General features: G+C 59.0%; 17 protein-coding genes. 9 read left to right on the top strand and 8 right to left on the bottom strand.

The features are described 5' to 3' along the window. Nucleotides 1–2 precede the first annotated feature (2 nt). The 6 genes from trmD to ylxM form a co-directional block, all read right to left on the bottom strand. On the bottom strand, nt 3–1,193 hold the full coding sequence (trmD, locus tag B5F98_RS13505) for a tRNA (guanosine(37)-N1)-methyltransferase TrmD (RefSeq protein ID WP_087369264.1): 1,191 nt from the start codon (nt 1,191–1,193) through the stop codon (nt 3–5). Nucleotides 1,194–1,198: 5 nt separating this feature from the next. Then, nucleotides 1,199–1,684, bottom strand: a complete 486-nt coding sequence (gene rimM / locus B5F98_RS01090; protein WP_087369265.1) for a ribosome maturation factor RimM — start codon at nt 1,682–1,684, stop codon at nt 1,199–1,201. A 66-nt stretch (nt 1,685–1,750) separates the two neighbouring features. Then, on the bottom strand, nt 1,751–1,981 hold the full coding sequence (locus B5F98_RS01095) for a KH domain-containing protein (protein WP_162607922.1): 231 nt from the start codon (nt 1,979–1,981) through the stop codon (nt 1,751–1,753). A 20-nt stretch (nt 1,982–2,001) separates the two neighbouring features. Further along, complete coding sequence (gene rpsP / locus B5F98_RS01100; protein WP_087229767.1) at nt 2,002–2,238, bottom strand: 30S ribosomal protein S16; 237 nt, start codon at nt 2,236–2,238, stop codon at nt 2,002–2,004. Nucleotides 2,239–2,303: 65 nt separating this feature from the next. Further along, nucleotides 2,304–3,644 carry a signal recognition particle protein gene (gene ffh, locus B5F98_RS01105; RefSeq protein WP_087369266.1) on the bottom strand — a complete coding sequence of 447 codons (1,341 nt, stop codon included), beginning with the start codon at nt 3,642–3,644 and terminating at the stop codon, nt 2,304–2,306. Nucleotides 3,645–3,647: 3 nt separating this feature from the next. After that, nucleotides 3,648–4,019, bottom strand: a complete 372-nt coding sequence (gene ylxM, locus B5F98_RS01110) for a YlxM family DNA-binding protein (RefSeq protein ID WP_087229773.1) — start codon at nt 4,017–4,019, stop codon at nt 3,648–3,650. A 260-nt stretch (nt 4,020–4,279) separates the two neighbouring features. On the opposite strand from ylxM, the gene B5F98_RS01115 reads away from it, so the two are divergent. The 4 genes from B5F98_RS01115 to folD are packed head-to-tail and all read left to right on the top strand — an operon-like array spanning nt 4,280 to nt 8,615. Next, nucleotides 4,280–5,563, top strand: coding sequence for a pitrilysin family protein (locus B5F98_RS01115; RefSeq protein WP_087369267.1), 1,284 nt, complete (start codon nt 4,280–4,282; stop codon nt 5,561–5,563). A gap of 1 nt (nt 5,564) precedes the next feature. Next, on the top strand, nt 5,565–6,860 hold the full coding sequence (locus tag B5F98_RS01120; RefSeq protein WP_087369268.1) for a pitrilysin family protein: 1,296 nt from the start codon (nt 5,565–5,567) through the stop codon (nt 6,858–6,860). Between the two features lie 2 nt (nt 6,861–6,862). Next, nucleotides 6,863–7,786 (top strand): prolipoprotein diacylglyceryl transferase, encoded by a 924-nt coding sequence (gene lgt, locus B5F98_RS01125; RefSeq protein ID WP_087369383.1) that lies wholly within the window; start codon nt 6,863–6,865, stop codon nt 7,784–7,786. Beyond that, nucleotides 7,776–8,615: a bifunctional methylenetetrahydrofolate dehydrogenase/methenyltetrahydrofolate cyclohydrolase FolD gene (gene folD / locus B5F98_RS01130; protein WP_087369269.1), complete on the top strand. Its 840-nt coding sequence runs from the start codon at nt 7,776–7,778 to the stop codon at nt 8,613–8,615. The genes lgt and folD overlap by 11 nt, the downstream gene beginning before the upstream one ends. Before the next feature lie 34 nt (nt 8,616–8,649). On the opposite strand, the gene nth is transcribed toward folD, so the two are convergent. Then, nucleotides 8,650–9,288: an endonuclease III gene (gene nth / locus B5F98_RS01135; RefSeq protein ID WP_087229786.1), complete on the bottom strand. Its 639-nt coding sequence runs from the start codon at nt 9,286–9,288 to the stop codon at nt 8,650–8,652. 137 nt (nt 9,289–9,425) lie between these two features. Between nth and glyA the strand changes: the two genes are divergently transcribed. Further along, nucleotides 9,426–10,676 (top strand): serine hydroxymethyltransferase, encoded by a 1,251-nt coding sequence (glyA, locus tag B5F98_RS01140; protein WP_087369270.1) that lies wholly within the window; start codon nt 9,426–9,428, stop codon nt 10,674–10,676. 380 nt (nt 10,677–11,056) lie between these two features. On the opposite strand, the gene B5F98_RS01145 is transcribed toward glyA, so the two are convergent. Then, the gene (locus tag B5F98_RS01145) at nt 11,057–12,151 is read right to left on the bottom strand and encodes an amidohydrolase (protein ID WP_343219379.1); all 1,095 of its coding nucleotides are present in this window, start codon (nt 12,149–12,151) and stop codon (nt 11,057–11,059) included. Between the two features lie 207 nt (nt 12,152–12,358). On the opposite strand from B5F98_RS01145, the gene cdaA reads away from it, so the two are divergent. Genes cdaA through B5F98_RS01165 form a run of 4 tightly spaced genes read left to right on the top strand, consistent with a single transcriptional unit; the run spans nt 12,359 to nt 15,980 of the window. Then, complete coding sequence (gene cdaA, locus B5F98_RS01150; protein ID WP_087369271.1) at nt 12,359–13,252, top strand: diadenylate cyclase CdaA; 894 nt, start codon at nt 12,359–12,361, stop codon at nt 13,250–13,252. Beyond that, complete coding sequence (locus tag B5F98_RS01155) at nt 13,227–14,492, top strand: hypothetical protein (RefSeq protein ID WP_087369272.1); 1,266 nt, start codon at nt 13,227–13,229, stop codon at nt 14,490–14,492. The genes cdaA and B5F98_RS01155 overlap by 26 nt, the downstream gene beginning before the upstream one ends. 2 nt (nt 14,493–14,494) lie before the next feature. Next, the gene (locus tag B5F98_RS01160) at nt 14,495–15,385 is read left to right on the top strand and encodes a DUF5685 family protein (protein ID WP_087369273.1); all 891 of its coding nucleotides are present in this window, start codon (nt 14,495–14,497) and stop codon (nt 15,383–15,385) included. Then, the gene (locus B5F98_RS01165) at nt 15,369–15,980 is read left to right on the top strand and encodes a J domain-containing protein (RefSeq protein ID WP_087369274.1); all 612 of its coding nucleotides are present in this window, start codon (nt 15,369–15,371) and stop codon (nt 15,978–15,980) included. Before B5F98_RS01160 ends, B5F98_RS01165 begins: the two co-directional genes overlap by 17 nt. The last annotated feature ends 1 nt before the right edge of the window (nt 15,981 follow it).

The raw sequence follows: 15,981 nt of genomic DNA on the forward strand, positions 1-15,981 counted from the left end.
TGTTATTTCAAACGCAGTTCGTAGGCCACCCGGCGTTCGCCTTGGTACTCCAGGTTTCCACGATACTGAAAACTCACGGCCTTCATGTGGGCCAGCAGTTCCTTGTCCTTCTTGCTCACGGCCATGCGTAGCCAGGGGCTGCCTGCCTGTCTGGCCAGATCCTCCGCCCGGTCCAGCAGCTTGTCCACCAGGTCGGTGTGGAGGAGGGCAGGGTCCTGGCCGTGGAGGGTGAGGAGCATGCTGCGCTCCGGAGCAGACCACTTGCCGTCCTGAATGCCCAAATCCTCCTTTGCCTCCAGGGGTTCCAGGGAGAAGCAGGCCGCGGGTTCTGGTCCGTGACACAGCAGGTAGCTGTGAGGGGGCATAGCGTCGGTGTGGGGCCAGGGAATGGAGGCCCACAGCTCCGGCGTGGCCGGGACGGAGTAGACGGGATGGGGGAGGGGGCGGAGCAGCTCCTCCGCCCGGATTTCTGCCAGCAGCTTCTGGTCCTCCTTGGAGGACAGGTCCAACTGGGCGTACAGGTCGGGGCGGCGGTCCCGGGTGCGGAGGATGGACTGCTTACGCCGCCAACGCTCCACCTTCTTGTGGTCTCCGCAGGTGAGCACCTTGGGTACCTCCATGCCGTGCCACTGGGCGGGGCGGGAGTACTGGGGGTATTCCAGCATGCCGTTCCAGTGGCTCTCGTCCTCAAAACAGGCGTCATGGGAGAGAACCCCAGGGATGAGGCGGCACACAGCGTCTGCCACCGCCATGGCGGCGATCTCTCCGCCGGTGAGGACAAAGTCCCCCAGGGAGATCTCCTCGTCCACATACCCGTCAATGAACCGCTGATCAATGCCCTCGTAGTGGCCGCACACCAGAATCAGGTGATCGTACTCCCGGGCCAGACGGCGGGCGTCCTCCTGGGTGAAGGTCTTGCCGCAAGGGGAGAGGTAGATGGTGTGGGGGCGGCACTGGCGCTCCTGGCAGATGTGGTCCCAGCACTGGTAGAGGGGGTCTGCCTGGAGAATGGCCCCCTGGCCGCCGCCATAGGGGTAATCATCCACCTGCTTTTGCTTGTTTTTGGTGTAGTCCCGAATTTGATGGGTGAGGATGCGGATGTAGTCCCGTTCCTGGGCACGGCCCAAAATGGACTCGCTGAGCACGTCCCCCACGGTGTCAGGGAACAGGGTCATAATATCAATGTGATACATGCCTCTCACATCCCCTCAATGAGGCGAACCTTGATATAACCCCCGTCCACATTGGTCTCCAGAATAAACTCCGGCACGGCGGGGATGAGAATTTGACGCTCCCCTTCCACCACATACACCTGCTGGCGGGAGGGAGAGAGAATGTCTTTTAGAGTGCCCAGCTTCACACCGTTCTCGTCCACCACGTCCAGGCCGATGATGTCAGCCAGGAAGAAGGTGCCCTCGGGCAGGTTGGCGTCCTCCCGGCGGATGTGCACCACCTTGTTTTTCAGCAGCATGGCGGTGTTTACGTCGGACACACCCTCTAGCTGAGCGATGACGCTGTTTTTGTGGACCCGGGCATTCAAAACCTTCACCGGCTTGCCGTCGATATACAGGGTGGAGAACTGGCAGAGAAAATCGGCGCTGTCCGCCCAGGGGACGATTTTCACCTCACCGCGAATGCCGTGGGTGTTGACGATTTGGCCGCACTCCAGATAGGGATGGATCATAATCGGTTCACCTCTTTGTGTCAAAATCAAAAAGGCGGGGGCTTGCCCCCGCCTTAAGCGGCTGTATCAGTCGATGATGTCAACGGATACCTTTTTGCCCTGACGCTGGGCAACCGAGCGCATCAGCGCCCGAATCTCCTTGGCGATGCGGCCCTGACGGCCGATCACCTTGCCCATGTCCTCAGCGGCTACACGCAGTTCCAAAACGGTCTCTGCGGGAGTCTCGTGCTCGGTCACAGAAACCTGGTCCGGATGCTCCACCAGGTTTTGGGCAATATAAGTGAGCAATTCCTTCATGAGGACCTCCAATCGCGCGCTTACAGGCCAGCCTTCTTCAGCAGGTCACGCACGGTGTCGGTGGGCTGAGCGCCGGTCTTGATCCAAGCCTGAGCACGCTCCACGTCGATGTTGACGGCAGCGGGATTCTGGCGGGGATCATAGGTGCCCAGCTCCTCGATGAAACGACCATCCCGGGGATAGCGGGAATCGGCAACCACAACGCGGTAGAAGGGAGCCTTCTTAGCACCCATACGACGCAGTCTGATCTTAACCATTGTATCTTCACCTCCATAGATTCTAGCATGTATATGGCAATGTCCGTGGGGGACAGAAACCAACCTTAAAAGGGCAATCCCATGCCTTTGATGCGGCTGAGCAGGCCTTTGGCCTTCTTGGGATTGGAGAACTGGCGGGTGAGCATCTGAATCGCCTCAAACTGCTTGAGCAGGCGATTGACATCCACCACCTGGGTGCCGGACCCGGCGGCAATGCGCTTTTTCCGGCTGGAGTTGAGCACGGAGGGATTCTCCCGCTCATAGGGGGTCATGGACTGGATGATGGCTTCGATCTTGCTCAGACCGGCCTCGTCCACATTGAAGTCCAGCTTCTTGCCGTTCATGCCCGGGAGCATGGCGGCAATGTCCTGCATGGAGCCCATCTTTTTCACCTGTACCAGCTGGTCATAGAAGTCAGCCAAGGTGAACTTGTTTTTGCGCAGGCGCTCCATCTGTTCGGCGGCCTTTTTGGCGTCCAGGCTCTGCTCGGCCTTCTCAATGAGGGAGAGCACGTCGCCCATGCCCAAAATACGGCTGGCCATGCGGTCGGGGTGGAACACCTCGATGTTGTCCAGCTTCTCACCGGTGCCGGCAAACTTGATGGGCTTGCCAGTGACGGCTCGGATGGACAGAGCAGCGCCGCCTCGGGCGTCGCCGTCCAGCTTGGTGAGCATCACGCCGTCAATGTCCAGAGCGTCGTCGAAGGCCTTAGCGGCGTTCACGGCGTCCTGGCCGATCATGGCGTCCACCACCAGCAGGATCTCGGTGGGGTTGACGGCAGCCTTCACAGCCTTCAGCTCATCCATGAGCTCCTGGTCAATGTGCAGGCGGCCGGCGGTATCCAAGAACACCATGTCGTTGCCATGTTTTTTGGCATGCTCCACGGCGGCTTTGGCAATGTCAACGGGGTTGGTCTGCCCCATCTGGAAGACCGGGATGTCCAGCTGCTCACCCACCACTTCCAACTGCCGGATGGCGGCGGGGCGGTAGATGTCACAGGCGGCCAGCAGGGGGCGCTTGCCCTGCTTTTTCATCAATCCGGCCAGTTTGGCGCCGTTGGTGGTTTTACCTGCACCCTGCAAGCCCACCAGCATGATCACGGTGGGAGGGGCAGAGGCGATGGCCAGCTTGCTGTCCCCGCCGCCCATGAGAGAGGTGAGCTCCTCATTGACGATCTTGATGATCATCTGGGCAGGGGTGAGGGACTCCAGCACGTCGGTGCCTACGGCACGCTCGGTGACAGAAGCCACAAAGTTCTTGACCACCTTAAAGTTGACGTCCGCCTCCAAAAGAGCCATTTTGATCTCTTTCATGGCGACCTTCACGTCCGCCTCGCTAATGCGGCCCTTGCCACGCAGGCGTCGGAAGGTGGCGGAGAGTTTTTCCGTTAAGCTTTCAAATGCCATAGCTTACTCCTGTTTGAGTTTGGCGGTGTGTTCCTTAATACTCAGGGCGATCTCCTCCAGGGTAGAGGCGGTACAGGACCCGGCTCGCACAGCCTGGAGTAGTCGGTCAGCCGCTTCGTCAATGGCCAGCAGTTCTTTCTGGCTCTGGTGGAAGCGGCGGATGAGGTGAGTTTTCTCCTCAATCTCGTCCATGGCGGCCTCTGCCCGGACAATCACGTCCCGGACACCCTGGCGGGAGATGCCGTAGTTTTCGGCGATCTCGGACAGGGACAGGTCGTCGTTGTAGTAGAGATCGAAGAACTCTTTCTGACGATCGGTGAGCAGATCCCCATAAAAATCATAGAGCATCGACATGCGGTACGCCTGATTCTTCATGGTGAGCACCTCCTTGACCGCGGGTTGTAAAGCAGACGAACTTTACAATGGATACTATACCATAGCCATCTCGGGCTGTCAAGGGAAAACACTTTCCATATACCTGGACAAATACAACAAAAATAACCTCCCCTCAAAAGTGTAGTTGTGGATTTTGCTGCAATGAAACGTGTGGAAAGGGGTGTGGCTGTTTTTATAGTGGAAAGATGGAGAAAATGATGTATAATATGCGTACTGAAATTCCCTGAAGGAGGAACGGTATGGAGCGATTCCACAAAACCCTGGCTGACGGGGTAGAGTTGGTCATGACACGAACCAACCAATTCAAAACCGGTGTATTCAGCGTGACGTTGACGGTGCCCCTGCGGGCGGACACCGCCACGGCCTACGCTTTAATTCCCGATGTCCTGTATCGGGGCAGTCGGAACCATCCCAACATGGAGAGCCTGTCCGCTGCCACGGACGAGCTCTACGGCGCATCCCTGGGCCCTGCGGTCCGTCAGCGGGGAGAGAGCCAGTGTGTGGGATTCCAATGCAGCTTTATTGACGATCACTACGCCCTGGACGGTATGGCAGTGTTGGAGCCCGCCTTTGCTCTGGTGGGGGAGATTCTGCTGGACCCCTACACGGAGAACGGGGTGTTTTCCCAGGACTTTGTGGCCAGTGAAGGGTCCAATCTGGCCGACCGCATCGCTGCCCGGGTCAACGATAAGCGGGGCTGGTCCATCTTCCGGCTGGTACAGGAGATGTGCGCCCAGGAGGCCTATGCCGTGGACAAGCTGGGGGATGCCCAGACCGCCCGCAGCATGACGGCCCAGGAGCTGTGGGACCATTATCGGACTCTGCTCCGGACCAGCCGTGTTACTTTTTATTATGGTGGTTCTGCCGATGTGGAGCGGGTGGAGCAGGCCATTGCTAACTCCTTTGCTCCGCTGCTCTCTGCCAGACAGGCTCCGGTGGTGTGCCAGGTGGTGGGCCGTCCCCAGAGCGGCGAGGTGCGGGAGGTCACCGATGCCATGGATGTCACCCAGGGTAAGTTGGCCTTGGGCTTCCGCACCGGTGGGGTGGTGGTGAACCATCCCCAGTTTGCGGCGCTGCTGGTGTGCAACGCCCTGTACGGCGGCACCGCCCACTCCAAGCTGTTTACCAATGTGCGGGAGAAGATGAGCCTTTGCTATTTCGCCTCCTCCATGCTGGATAAGGTGAAGGGGCTGATGGTGGTGTCCTCGGGGGTGGAGTTTGCCAAGTTCGGCATGGCCAAGGAGGCCATCCTGGCCCAGCTGGAAGCCATCCGTCAAGGGAACTTCACCCAGGAGGAGCTGGAAGCTGCCATCCGCTCGGTGGTCAACGCCCTGGTCAGCCGCAAGGACAGCCAGGGTCTGATGGAGGACGACGGGGTGTCCACGGCGCTGTCTGGGGGAGACCCTACCCGCCCGGACGATCTGGCCCAGCAGGTGGAGCAGGTCACCCATGCCGATGTGGTGGCGGTGGCTCAAATGCTGGCGCTGGATACCATTTATTATCTCACTGGGGAGGAGGGCTGATATGGAACTGCGGGAATATCAACTGCTGGGCGAGAATATCCATCGCCACCGCCTGGAAAACGGGCTGGAGATTCTGGTGGATGTGCGGCCGGAATACGCCAAACAATTCGCCTTTTTTGCCACCCGTTACGGTGGCATGCACCTGCGCTTTCACAACGAGGACGGGCACTGGGTGGACACCCCGGCGGGAGTGGCCCACTTCCTGGAGCACAAGATGTTTGATTCCGAGGAGGGCAATGTGCTGCAAATCATGGCTGCCAATGGGGCTGTGGACAATGCCTTTACCGCTGCGGCCATCACGGGGTACTATTTTGAATGTACCCGGGGCTTTGAGGATAACCTGCGCACCCTGCTGAGTTTTGTCACCACTCCTTATTTTACTCAGGAGAGCGTGGCCAAGGAGCAGGGCATTATTGCCCAGGAAATCCGGATGTGCCTGGACGACCCGGATGTGGAAGTGTACTACCAGCTCATGGAGGCCATGTATCAAAACCACCCGGTGCGGGTGCGGGTGGCAGGCAGCGAGGCATCCATTGCCCAGATCACCCCGGAGGTGCTGTACCGCTGTCATGAGGCCTTTTACCGCCCGGATAACATGGTGCTGTGCGTGGCGGGCTCTGTGGACCCCCAGCGGGTGGTGGAGCTGGCCCGGGAGATTGTGACCCACACCGGAGGTGGCGTGGGTCAGGCGGACCTGGGGCAAAAGGAGCCGGTCCAGGTGGCCCAGTCCTACGTGCAGCGGGAGATGCCAGTGTCTGTGCCGGTGTTCGAGCTGGGCGTGAAGGGAACCCCTGCCCCGGAGGGGCAGGAGCTTCGCCAGCAGCTGGTGGGAGAACTGGTGTGCGACGTGCTCTTTGGCGCCTCTGCGCCCCTGTACACCAAGCTGTATGAGGAGGGACTCATCAACAGCAGCTTCGGCGGAGACTACGAGTCGGTGCCGGGATGTGCCTACCTCATGGCAGGCGGCGAGAGCCGGGACCCCAAGGCGGTACGGGATGCCGTGCTGGCCGAGGCCCAGCGGCTGTGCCGGGAGGGTCTGGACCCGGAGCTGTGGGAGCGCCTGAAAAAGGCCGCCTACGGCAGCATGGTGCGGCGGCTCAACTCCCTGGAGGACACCTGCATTGAGCTGGCCCAGAACTATTTCCGGGGTGAGGAGTATCTGAACTTCCCCCAGTGTTTCCAGAGCATTGAGTGGGAGGATGCCAGAGCGATGCTGGAGCAGTGGTGTGTGCCGGAGCGGGTAGCCCTGTCGGTGGTGTGCCCGGTGGGTACAGGCGATCAGGAAAGGTGGGATTGATCGTGGTCAATACGGTGTCGTTTCCCGGCCTGGGCCTGGAATTTACCCTCAACCGGGTGGCGCTGAACCTGTTTGGTAAGGACATCTATTGGTATGGCGTCATTATCGCCTTTGGATTTCTGCTGGCGGTGTTTTACTGTACGAAAAAGGCTGCCAGCTTGGGCGTGAACAGTGAAAAACTCATTGATATGTTGTTTTTCGCGGTGCCCCTGGCCATCATCGGGGCCAGAGCTTACTATGTGATTTTCTATCTGTCTCAGTTTCGCGCCGCAGACGGCTCCTTTGACTGGGGGCGGGCCATTGCCATCTGGGACGGCGGCCTGGCCATCTACGGCGGTGTGATCGCGGCGGTGATCACCGTAGCGGTATACTGCAAGGTGCGCCACCAGTCCTTTTGGAACTATGCGGATGTGGGCTGTTACGGGCTGCTCATTGGTCAGGCCATTGGCCGCTGGGGCAACTTTGTCAATGTGGAGGCCTACGGCGGCCTGACTACGCTGCCTTGGCGCATGTGCTCCACCTCCATTGCCAATGAGCTGATGGACAAGGGCCTGCTGGAGTCCCAGGAGGCATATCAGAGCATTTTGGACGGCACCCTGGGCGTACACCCCACCTTCCTCTATGAATCTCTGTGGAATGTGCTGGGCTTTGTGCTCTTGGTGCTGCTGGCTCGGAAGGGGCGGAAATTTGATGGACAGATTTTCCTGTCCTATGTGGCATGGTACGGCGTTGGCCGTGCCATCATCGAAGGGATGCGCACCGACAGCCTGTATTTCTTTGGCACCGGGCTGCGCACGTCTCAAATGGTGGGAATTATTTCTGCGGTGGCCGCCATTGTCATCATGGTGATTCAATGGAAGCGGGGGAAGGGTGTTACGCCGCCCCTGACTGCGGCCGGGAAGGAGCAAGAAGAACATGGCAATTAAGATGGATGGCCTGGCTCTGGCCAAAAAGTTAAAGGAACAGGCCAGGGAGGAAGCGGCACAGCTGCGGCGCAGACCGGGCCTTGCGGTCATTATCGTGGGGGACAATCCTGCCTCCCGGGTATACGTCAACAGCAAGCGCAAGGACTGCGAGGAGTGCGATTATTACAGTGAGGAGTACGCCCTGCCGGAGACCAGCAGCCAGCAGGAACTGCTGGAGCTCATTGGCGAGCTGAACCGCCGGGAGGACATCGACGGTATTCTGGTGCAGCTGCCTCTGCCCCGGGGCTTCTGTGAGGAAGAGGTACTGTTGGCCATTGATCCCGGCAAGGATGTGGACTGTTTCCACCCCTATAACGTGGGAAAGCTTACCATTGGCCAGCCGGTGTTCCAGCCCTGTACCCCCGGCGGCGTCATGGAGCTGCTGAAGGAGTACCACATTGACCCCACTGGGAAGCGGTGTGTGGTGCTGGGGCGCTCCAACATTGTGGGCAAGCCAATGGCCATGCTGCTGCTCCACGCCCATGGCACCGTCACCGTCTGCCATTCCCGGACCCCGGATATGAAAGAGATCGCCGCCACGGCGGACATTCTGGTCTCTGCTGTAGGCCAGGTGGGCCTGGTCACCGGGGATATAGTGAAGGAGGGAGCGGTGGTCATCGACGTGGCCATGAACCGCAACGCCGAGGGCAAGCTGTGCGGCGATGTGGTGGTGGAGGAAGTGGAGCCCAAAGCCTCCTATCTCACCCCCGTGCCCGGCGGCGTGGGCCCCATGACTCGGGCTATGCTCATGCTAAATACCTTGACCGCGGCCAAAAACCATTTGAAATAAAGCAAGCCCCGCCGAGATCGGCGGGGCTTGCTGCTTACAATTTAGCCGCGTAGTCACACACGGGAGCCAAGGGGCACATGCCGCACTTGGCCTGGCGGGCGGTGCAGATGGCCCGGCCGTGGAGCACCAGGCGGTGGCAGAAGTCGTTGGACTCCTCCGGGGGGAGAATTTCCCGCAGTTGCTTTTCCACTTTGCCGGGGTCCTTGGTGCCATCGGTGAGGCCCAGACGTCCGGAGATACGGATGCAGTGGGTGTCTGCCACCACCACACCTGGGGTGTGGAACACATCGCCCAAAATCAGATTGGCGGTCTTGCGCCCTACGCCGGGCAGCGCCACCAACTCCTCCATGGTGCCGGGGACCTTTCCGCCGTGTTGGGATAGGAGCATCTGGGCGCACAGCACCAGGTCCCGGCTCTTGGCCCGGAAGAATCCGCAGGAGTGGATGTATTCCCCCACTTCCTCCACGTCTGCCTGGGCGAAGGCCTCCAGAGTGGGGAAGCGGGCGAAGAGGGCGGGGGTGACTTGGTTGACCCGCTCATCGGTGCACTGGGCGGAGAGCCGCACCGCAAAGAGTAATTCATAGTCTTTCTTATATTGCAGCGAGCAGATGCCGTCGGGATAGAGCTGCTTGAGTCCATCCACCATGGCACGGACTTGCTGGGGAGTTTTCATATGTATCACCTCTGGCGATATCATACCATAGACCCAGGGGGAATGTCACGAAACTTTCACGGTTTATCTATTGCTTTATTAGAATAAAGCGGATATAATAGGGCACAACTAGCTCATAAGAGAAAGGTGGAACAACCATGGTTTTGGAGTATATGGATTTTGTATCCAAAATGGACCCTGAGGTGGGCGCTGCCATCCAGGCCGAATATCAAAGACAGTGTGACAACATCGAGCTGATTGCCTCGGAAAACATCGTCTCTGAGACGGTGCTGGCCGCAGCGGGCAGCGTGCTCACCAACAAGTACGCAGAAGGGTACTCCGGCAAGCGCTATTATGGCGGCTGCCAGTGCGTGGACGTGGTGGAGACCCTGGCCATCCAGCGGGCCTGCCAGCTCTACGGGGCCAAGTTTGCCAATGTGCAGCCCCACTCCGGAGCTCAGGCCAACTACGCCGTGTATATGGCCCTGTGCCAGCCCGGGGACACCGTGCTGGGCATGAACCTGGACCACGGCGGGCATTTGACCCACGGCAGTCCGGTGAATTTCTCCGGCAAATATTACAACGTGGTGGCCTACGGTGTGGACGAGGAGACCGGTTACATCGACTACGACCAGCTGGAGCGGGTGGCCAAGGAGTGCAAGCCCAAGATGATCGTGGCTGGTGCCTCCGCCTATCCCAGAACCATCGACTTTGCCCGCTTCCGTGCCATTGCTGATGAGGTGGGCGCCTATCTGTGGGTGGATATGGCCCACATTGCTGGCCTGGTGGCCGCTGGGCTCCACCCCTCTCCCGTGCCCTACGCCCATGTGGTGACCACCACCACTCACAAGACTCTGCGTGGTCCCCGTGGCGGTATGATTCTCACCAACGACGAGGACCTGGCCAAGAAGATCAACTCCGCCATCTTCCCCGGAGCTCAGGGCGGACCTCTGATGCACATCATCGCTGCCAAGGCGGTGGCACTGGGCGAGGCCCTGAAGCCGGAGTTCAAGGTGTACCAGCAGCAGGTGGTGGACAACGCCCGGGCTCTGGCCCAGGGGCTTATGAGCCGGGGCATGAACCTAGTGTCCGGCGGCACCGATAACCACCTGGCTCTGGTGGACCTGCGCAATCTGGGCGACCTCACCGGCAAGGAGCTGGAGCGCCGCCTGGACGAGGTGCGCATTACCGTCAACAAAAACAAGGTGCCCGGAGATCCCCGCTCTCCCTTCCAGACCAGCGGCATCCGGGTGGGCAGCCCTGCGGTGACCAGCCGTGGCTTTACCACCGCCGACATGGACCAGGTGGCCCAGTATATCGCATGGGCGGCCACAGATTTCGAAAACAAGGCGGAGGAGATTCGCCAGGGCGTGGCCCAACTCACCCAGGCCCACCCCATCTACCGATAACGATAAGATAAAACATGTGCCTGACGGCTTCGGCCGCCAGGCACATTTCAGACTGTCAAAAAAATTCATGTTCGTGCAAGAGGGACCAATTGACTTACCATTACGCCAAAGCCCTCGGCAGAGTTTTCCCATCCGCAGATGGGAAAATAAATTAAAATCTGTTTTTTTCGAGGACATGTGCATCGGAAAAAACTCTTCTCAGCCCGCCAGTGTGGAATTGGGTCGCCCTTTGACCCAATTATGCATGCAGCGGGCTGTAGCCCATCTCAAAAATGCTGGCATTTTTGAGAAGCGTGTGCCTGGCAGCTCCGGCTGCCAGGCACATTTTTGGTTAACCAACTACTTTTTCTCCGTTGATCCACACACACCGGATGTGGCTGTCACTGACCATGGGGTCTCCGTCCACCAGCACCAAGTCGGCATCTTTGCCTGGCTCCAGGGAGCCCACCCGATCCTCCACGCCCAGATGCTTGGCGGGGTTGATGGTAATGGCCTTCAACGCCTCGAAGGGGGTCCATGCCCGCCTTCACGGCCAGCCCGGCACACAGGGGCAGATAGGACTGGGGAATGACGGGGTTATCGGTGATGATGCTCACCTGGCCCCCGGCCCGGGCCAGCACGCCGGGGGTCTCAAAGGTCTTGTTCACCAGCTCGATTTTGCTGGCATTGGTGAGGGTGGGACCAACGGCGGCGGGGAACCCGGAGCGGGCCACCACTTCCGGGATGAGGTGCCCCTCGGTGCAGTGCTCCAGAGTCATCTGTACCCCGAACTCTTTGGCAATGCGGATGGCAGTGCAGATGTCGTCGGCCCGGTGGGCGTGGGCCTTGAGGGGAATTTCTCCCTTGAGTACGGGAATCAGGGCCTCCAGCTTCATATCGTACTTGGGACGCTTGAGGGGGTCGTCTCCGGCGGCCTCCTTACGGGCTAGGTAGTCCTGGGCGGCAAAGAGCATCTCCCGCAGCTTGGCGGCGGTGCTCATGCGGGCGGAGTTGCCTTTGCTCTGGTAGCAACGTTTGGGGTTCTCGCCAAAGGCGCACTTCATGGCCACCGGGTCCCGGAGTACCATGTCGTCCACGCAGTTGCCGTGGGTTTTCACGGCGAAGAAGGTGCCGCCCAGCACGTTAGCGCTGCCCGGACCAGTGCCCACGGTGGTGACGCCGCCTTCCAGGGCGCGGCGTACCCCCAGCTCCAGGGGGTTGAAGCTGTCAATGCCCCGGAGGTGGGCGGCCACAATGTCCCCCATCTCGTTGTAGTCGTGGCCTTCAAAGCCCATGCCGTAGTTGTCCAGGCCCAAATGGCTGTGGGCATCGATAAAGCCGGGGTAGAGGCGCAGACCCTGGGCGTCCAGCTCCTCTTCGCCGGGGGCGGAGAGCTGGGGGCCAATGGCCTGGATGACGGTGCCGTGGATCAGGACATCCCCCACATAGGGCTGGGGGTGAACGGCGTCGTAGATTTGTGCATGTTTGATTAACATAGGGACATACCTCCTGGGTCCTTTGTGTATCTTTCGGAATTATACAATAGGAGCCCGAAAAAAGGAAGAGGAGACAGGCTGATTTGTTCATATCTGCTTCATATTTGAAGTTTTAGCTGTCATTGTCTTGCCAATTCGGCGTTTATGAGCTATAATACGTAGGATAGCCATACTGTGGCATTTTGCCATGTGGTTGGAGGCGATGAAATGGAATATATTGAGCAGTTCCTGCGCACCGTTCAGGAGTACGTGAAGCTGATCGGCTTTTTTGACGTGTTGGATATGGCCATTGTGGCATTCGTGGTGTACCATATTTTTCGCTTTGTCCGCCGCAGTCGGTCCGGCCAGGTCGTCAAGGCCATTCTGTTGATCGTAGTGGCTCTGGGCGTTGCCAATCTGCTGCAATTGCAAGTAGTGAGCTTTGTGCTGAACAATGCGGTGGAACTGGGATTTATCGCCCTGGTCATCATCTTTCAGCCGGAGATTCGCCGCTTCCTGGAGCAGATGGGCAGCGGTAAAATCAAAGAGATCTTTGTCCAAGAGACCATTGACGATGAACTGGAGTACGCCATCCGGGAGACGGTGGAGGCTTACACCTCCTTGTCCAAGGATAAGGTAGGCGCTCTGATGGTGTTTGAGCGCAAGACCATGCTGGACGATGTGCTCAAGACCGGCACGCCGCTGGATGCCCGGGTGTCTGCGGAACTTCTGAAAAACTTGTTTTGGAATAAGGCGCCCCTTCACGACGGCGCTGTCATCGTCCGCAACGGGCGAATTGTGGGAGCTGGATGTATGCTGCCCATGTCTGGGAATGTGAACATCAGCCGGGACTTGGGAATGCGCCACCGGGCTGGCATTGGTATCAGTGAAAACTCTGATGCGGTGGTGGCTCTGGTCTCTGAGGAGACGGGTTCTATTTCTGTGGCCATCAACGGGATGCTCAAGCGGCACCTGGCTCCTGCTACCTTGGAACAGATGCTGCGCAATGAGCTGATGCCCAAGCAGGAGGAGAGCAAGCCCTCCGGCACGGCATGGCTGACCAATATGCTCAAACCAATAAAGGGGGATAAGCCAGATGGGGAAGAAGATTCTCGACAGTAAGGCGCTCTATGTGGTTTTATCCATCGCCATTGCTGTGGTCATGTGGTTTTATGTGACCTCCATGGATGGAAATCAGGCGAGCAAACCCATTCGAAATATTACCATTACATTTTCCGGCGAAGAGCAGCTGGAGAGTAACGGCCTGATGATCGCCGGGGATGCACCCTCCGCCAATATTACGGTGAAGGCCAAGCCTGCGGTGTTGGCCCAGCTCACCGATAAGACGGTGGAGCTGGTGGTGGATGTGGCCGCCATCGAGCGAGCCGGGGACTATACCTTGGCTTATACCGTGAAGCTGCCCAGCAACATCAGCGCCAGTCAGGTGCAGATCATCAATGAGGGGACGGGAAATGTCTCCTTCACGGTGGCGGAATACCGCCAGCGGGAGATCGAGTTGCGAGGTAAGTTTGAAGGTACCACTGCAGAGGGATATCTGGCTGGAGACCAGGAGGACTTTGTTTTCTCCCCCAATAAGATCACCATCAGCGGCCAGGCGGAGCTGGTCAACCAGGTGTCCTATGCCGAAGTGGTGGTCACGGGTGAAAACCTCTCCGAAAACGTGCGTGGGGACTTCCCCTACCGCTTCATCGGCGCCAGTGGCGACGTCATTGACAATCTGGACGTGGAGTGCTCGGTGGCTACGGTGCACACCACCTTCCCCATCTTGGCCACGGCAGACATCCCCTTGAAGGTGGAGCTGGTGGCAGGCGGCGGCGTCTCCCTGGACCAGGTGACCTGCACCTTGAGCCAGGAGTCTCTCACGGTAGCCGGCAGCAAGACGGCCGTGGAGGCCATCCAGTCTGAGGGCTCCATCGTTCTGGGCACCATTGATTTGGGTACCGTCCACGATGGGGATGTGATCACCTTTGATATCGCGATCACGGATGAGCTGACCAACATCAGCGGCGTCACCCAGGTGACAGCCACCCTGGACCTGGACGACTCTCTGAAGAGCAAGACCGTGGAGGTTACCAACATCGACTGCATTTCTCCTCCCGACGGCTGGGCGGCCAAAGCGCTGACCCAGATGGTGGAGGTGGAGGTCCGGGGCAGCCAGGAGCTGCTGGATGCCGTCACGCCGGATAAAATCCGGGTGGTGGCAGACTTGAAGGACATCAACCAGGCCGCCGGGCAATATACGGTGACCGCCAACGTCTATTTGGACAGTGTCGGCACCCGTGATCAAATCGACGTGGTGGGGCGAGACTATAAAATTGTGGTCTCCCTCTATAGAGCCTGATTATGTTTGGATATGTCAGACCGGCCCTGACCCAGCTCTCCCAGGAGGAGAAGGACCTGTACCAATCCGCCTACTGTGGCCTGTGCCACGAGATGGGGAAGAGACATGGGTTTTGGACCCGATTTACCTTAAACTATGACTTGACCCTCCTGGCCATCCTCCTGCAAATCTGCCAGGGAGGTGACCGGACTGTGTGCCAGCGCTGTCCCGCCCACCCCATCCGCAAGCCCAAGGCGTGCCTGAGGGGACCAGGAATGGAGCGGGCGGCCGATGTGAGTCTGATTCTCACTTGGCACAAGTTGGACGACGATGTGAAGGACCACGGCTTTTGGAGCGGACTTCCGTACCGGTTCTTGCGCCGCTGGTTTCACAGGCCATACCGGAGAGCGGCCCAGGCCTGTCCGGGCTTTGTGGACCAGGTGCAGGGCTGTCTGGAGCGCCTGGACCAATTGGAAGCCCAGCGCTCTCCTCGGCTGGATGCTGTGGCCCATGAGTTTGCTGCCATGTTAGCTTCTGCGGCCTCAGAGCAGGCCCAAGGGGACCAGGCCCGTATTCTGGAACAGTTATTGTACCATTTGGGGCGCTGGATTTACCTGATGGATGCATGGGATGATCTGGACGAGGATCGAGCTTGTGGGCGATACAACCCTCTGGACGCCCGCTTTGAGGGCAGGGCCAAAGAGGAGCAGGAGTATGTGGCCACCACCTGTACCCATTCGGTACGGCTGGCATATAGTGCTGCCAGTTTGCTGGAACTGGGAGAGTGGGACCACGTCATAGAAAATATTTTGTGCATTGGCCTTCCCGCCGTGCAGAGCGCTGTGATGGACGGGCGATGGAAGGAAGTCAAAAAGCTACACAAAGGGAGATACATGCATGAGAGATCCGTATGAGGTGCTGGGGGTCAGCCCCAACGCCAGTGATGATGAAGTCAAGCGTGCGTATCGGGAACTGGCCCGGAAATACCACCCGGACAACTACCAGAATAACCCTCTGGCCGATCTGGCAGAGGAGAAGATGAAAGAGGTCAACGAGGCCTACGACGCCATCACCAAGGCGCGCAGCGGGGGCGGAAGCACCGGCGGCGGGTATCAGGGGGACTATTCCCAGTCCTACGGATACCAGGGTCAGTACAGTGGAGGCGACTCTTCCTCTTCCACTTCCTTTGCTCAGGTGCGCCAGTATATCAATATGGGAAACCTGGACGGGGCGGAACAGCTGCTCCGGGGCATCTCCAGCAAAAACGGCGAGTGGTACTTCCTCATGGGTAGTATCGCCTACCGCCGAGGCTGGCTGGACGAGGCCAGACAGAACTATCAGATCGCCTGCCAGATGGAGCCGGGGAACATGGAGTACCGCCAGGCTCTGTCCATGATGCAGCAGGGCGGCTATGGGTATAATACCAATATGACCGGAGGGCAGTGCGACAGCCTGGACTGCTGTACCACCATGCTCTGCCTGAACTGTCTGTGTGGGGGATGTAATTGAT

This window comes from Pseudoflavonifractor sp. An44 (genome assembly GCF_002161675.1).
In the GTDB taxonomy this organism is placed as follows: domain Bacteria; phylum Bacillota; class Clostridia; order Oscillospirales; family Oscillospiraceae; genus Enterenecus; species Enterenecus faecium.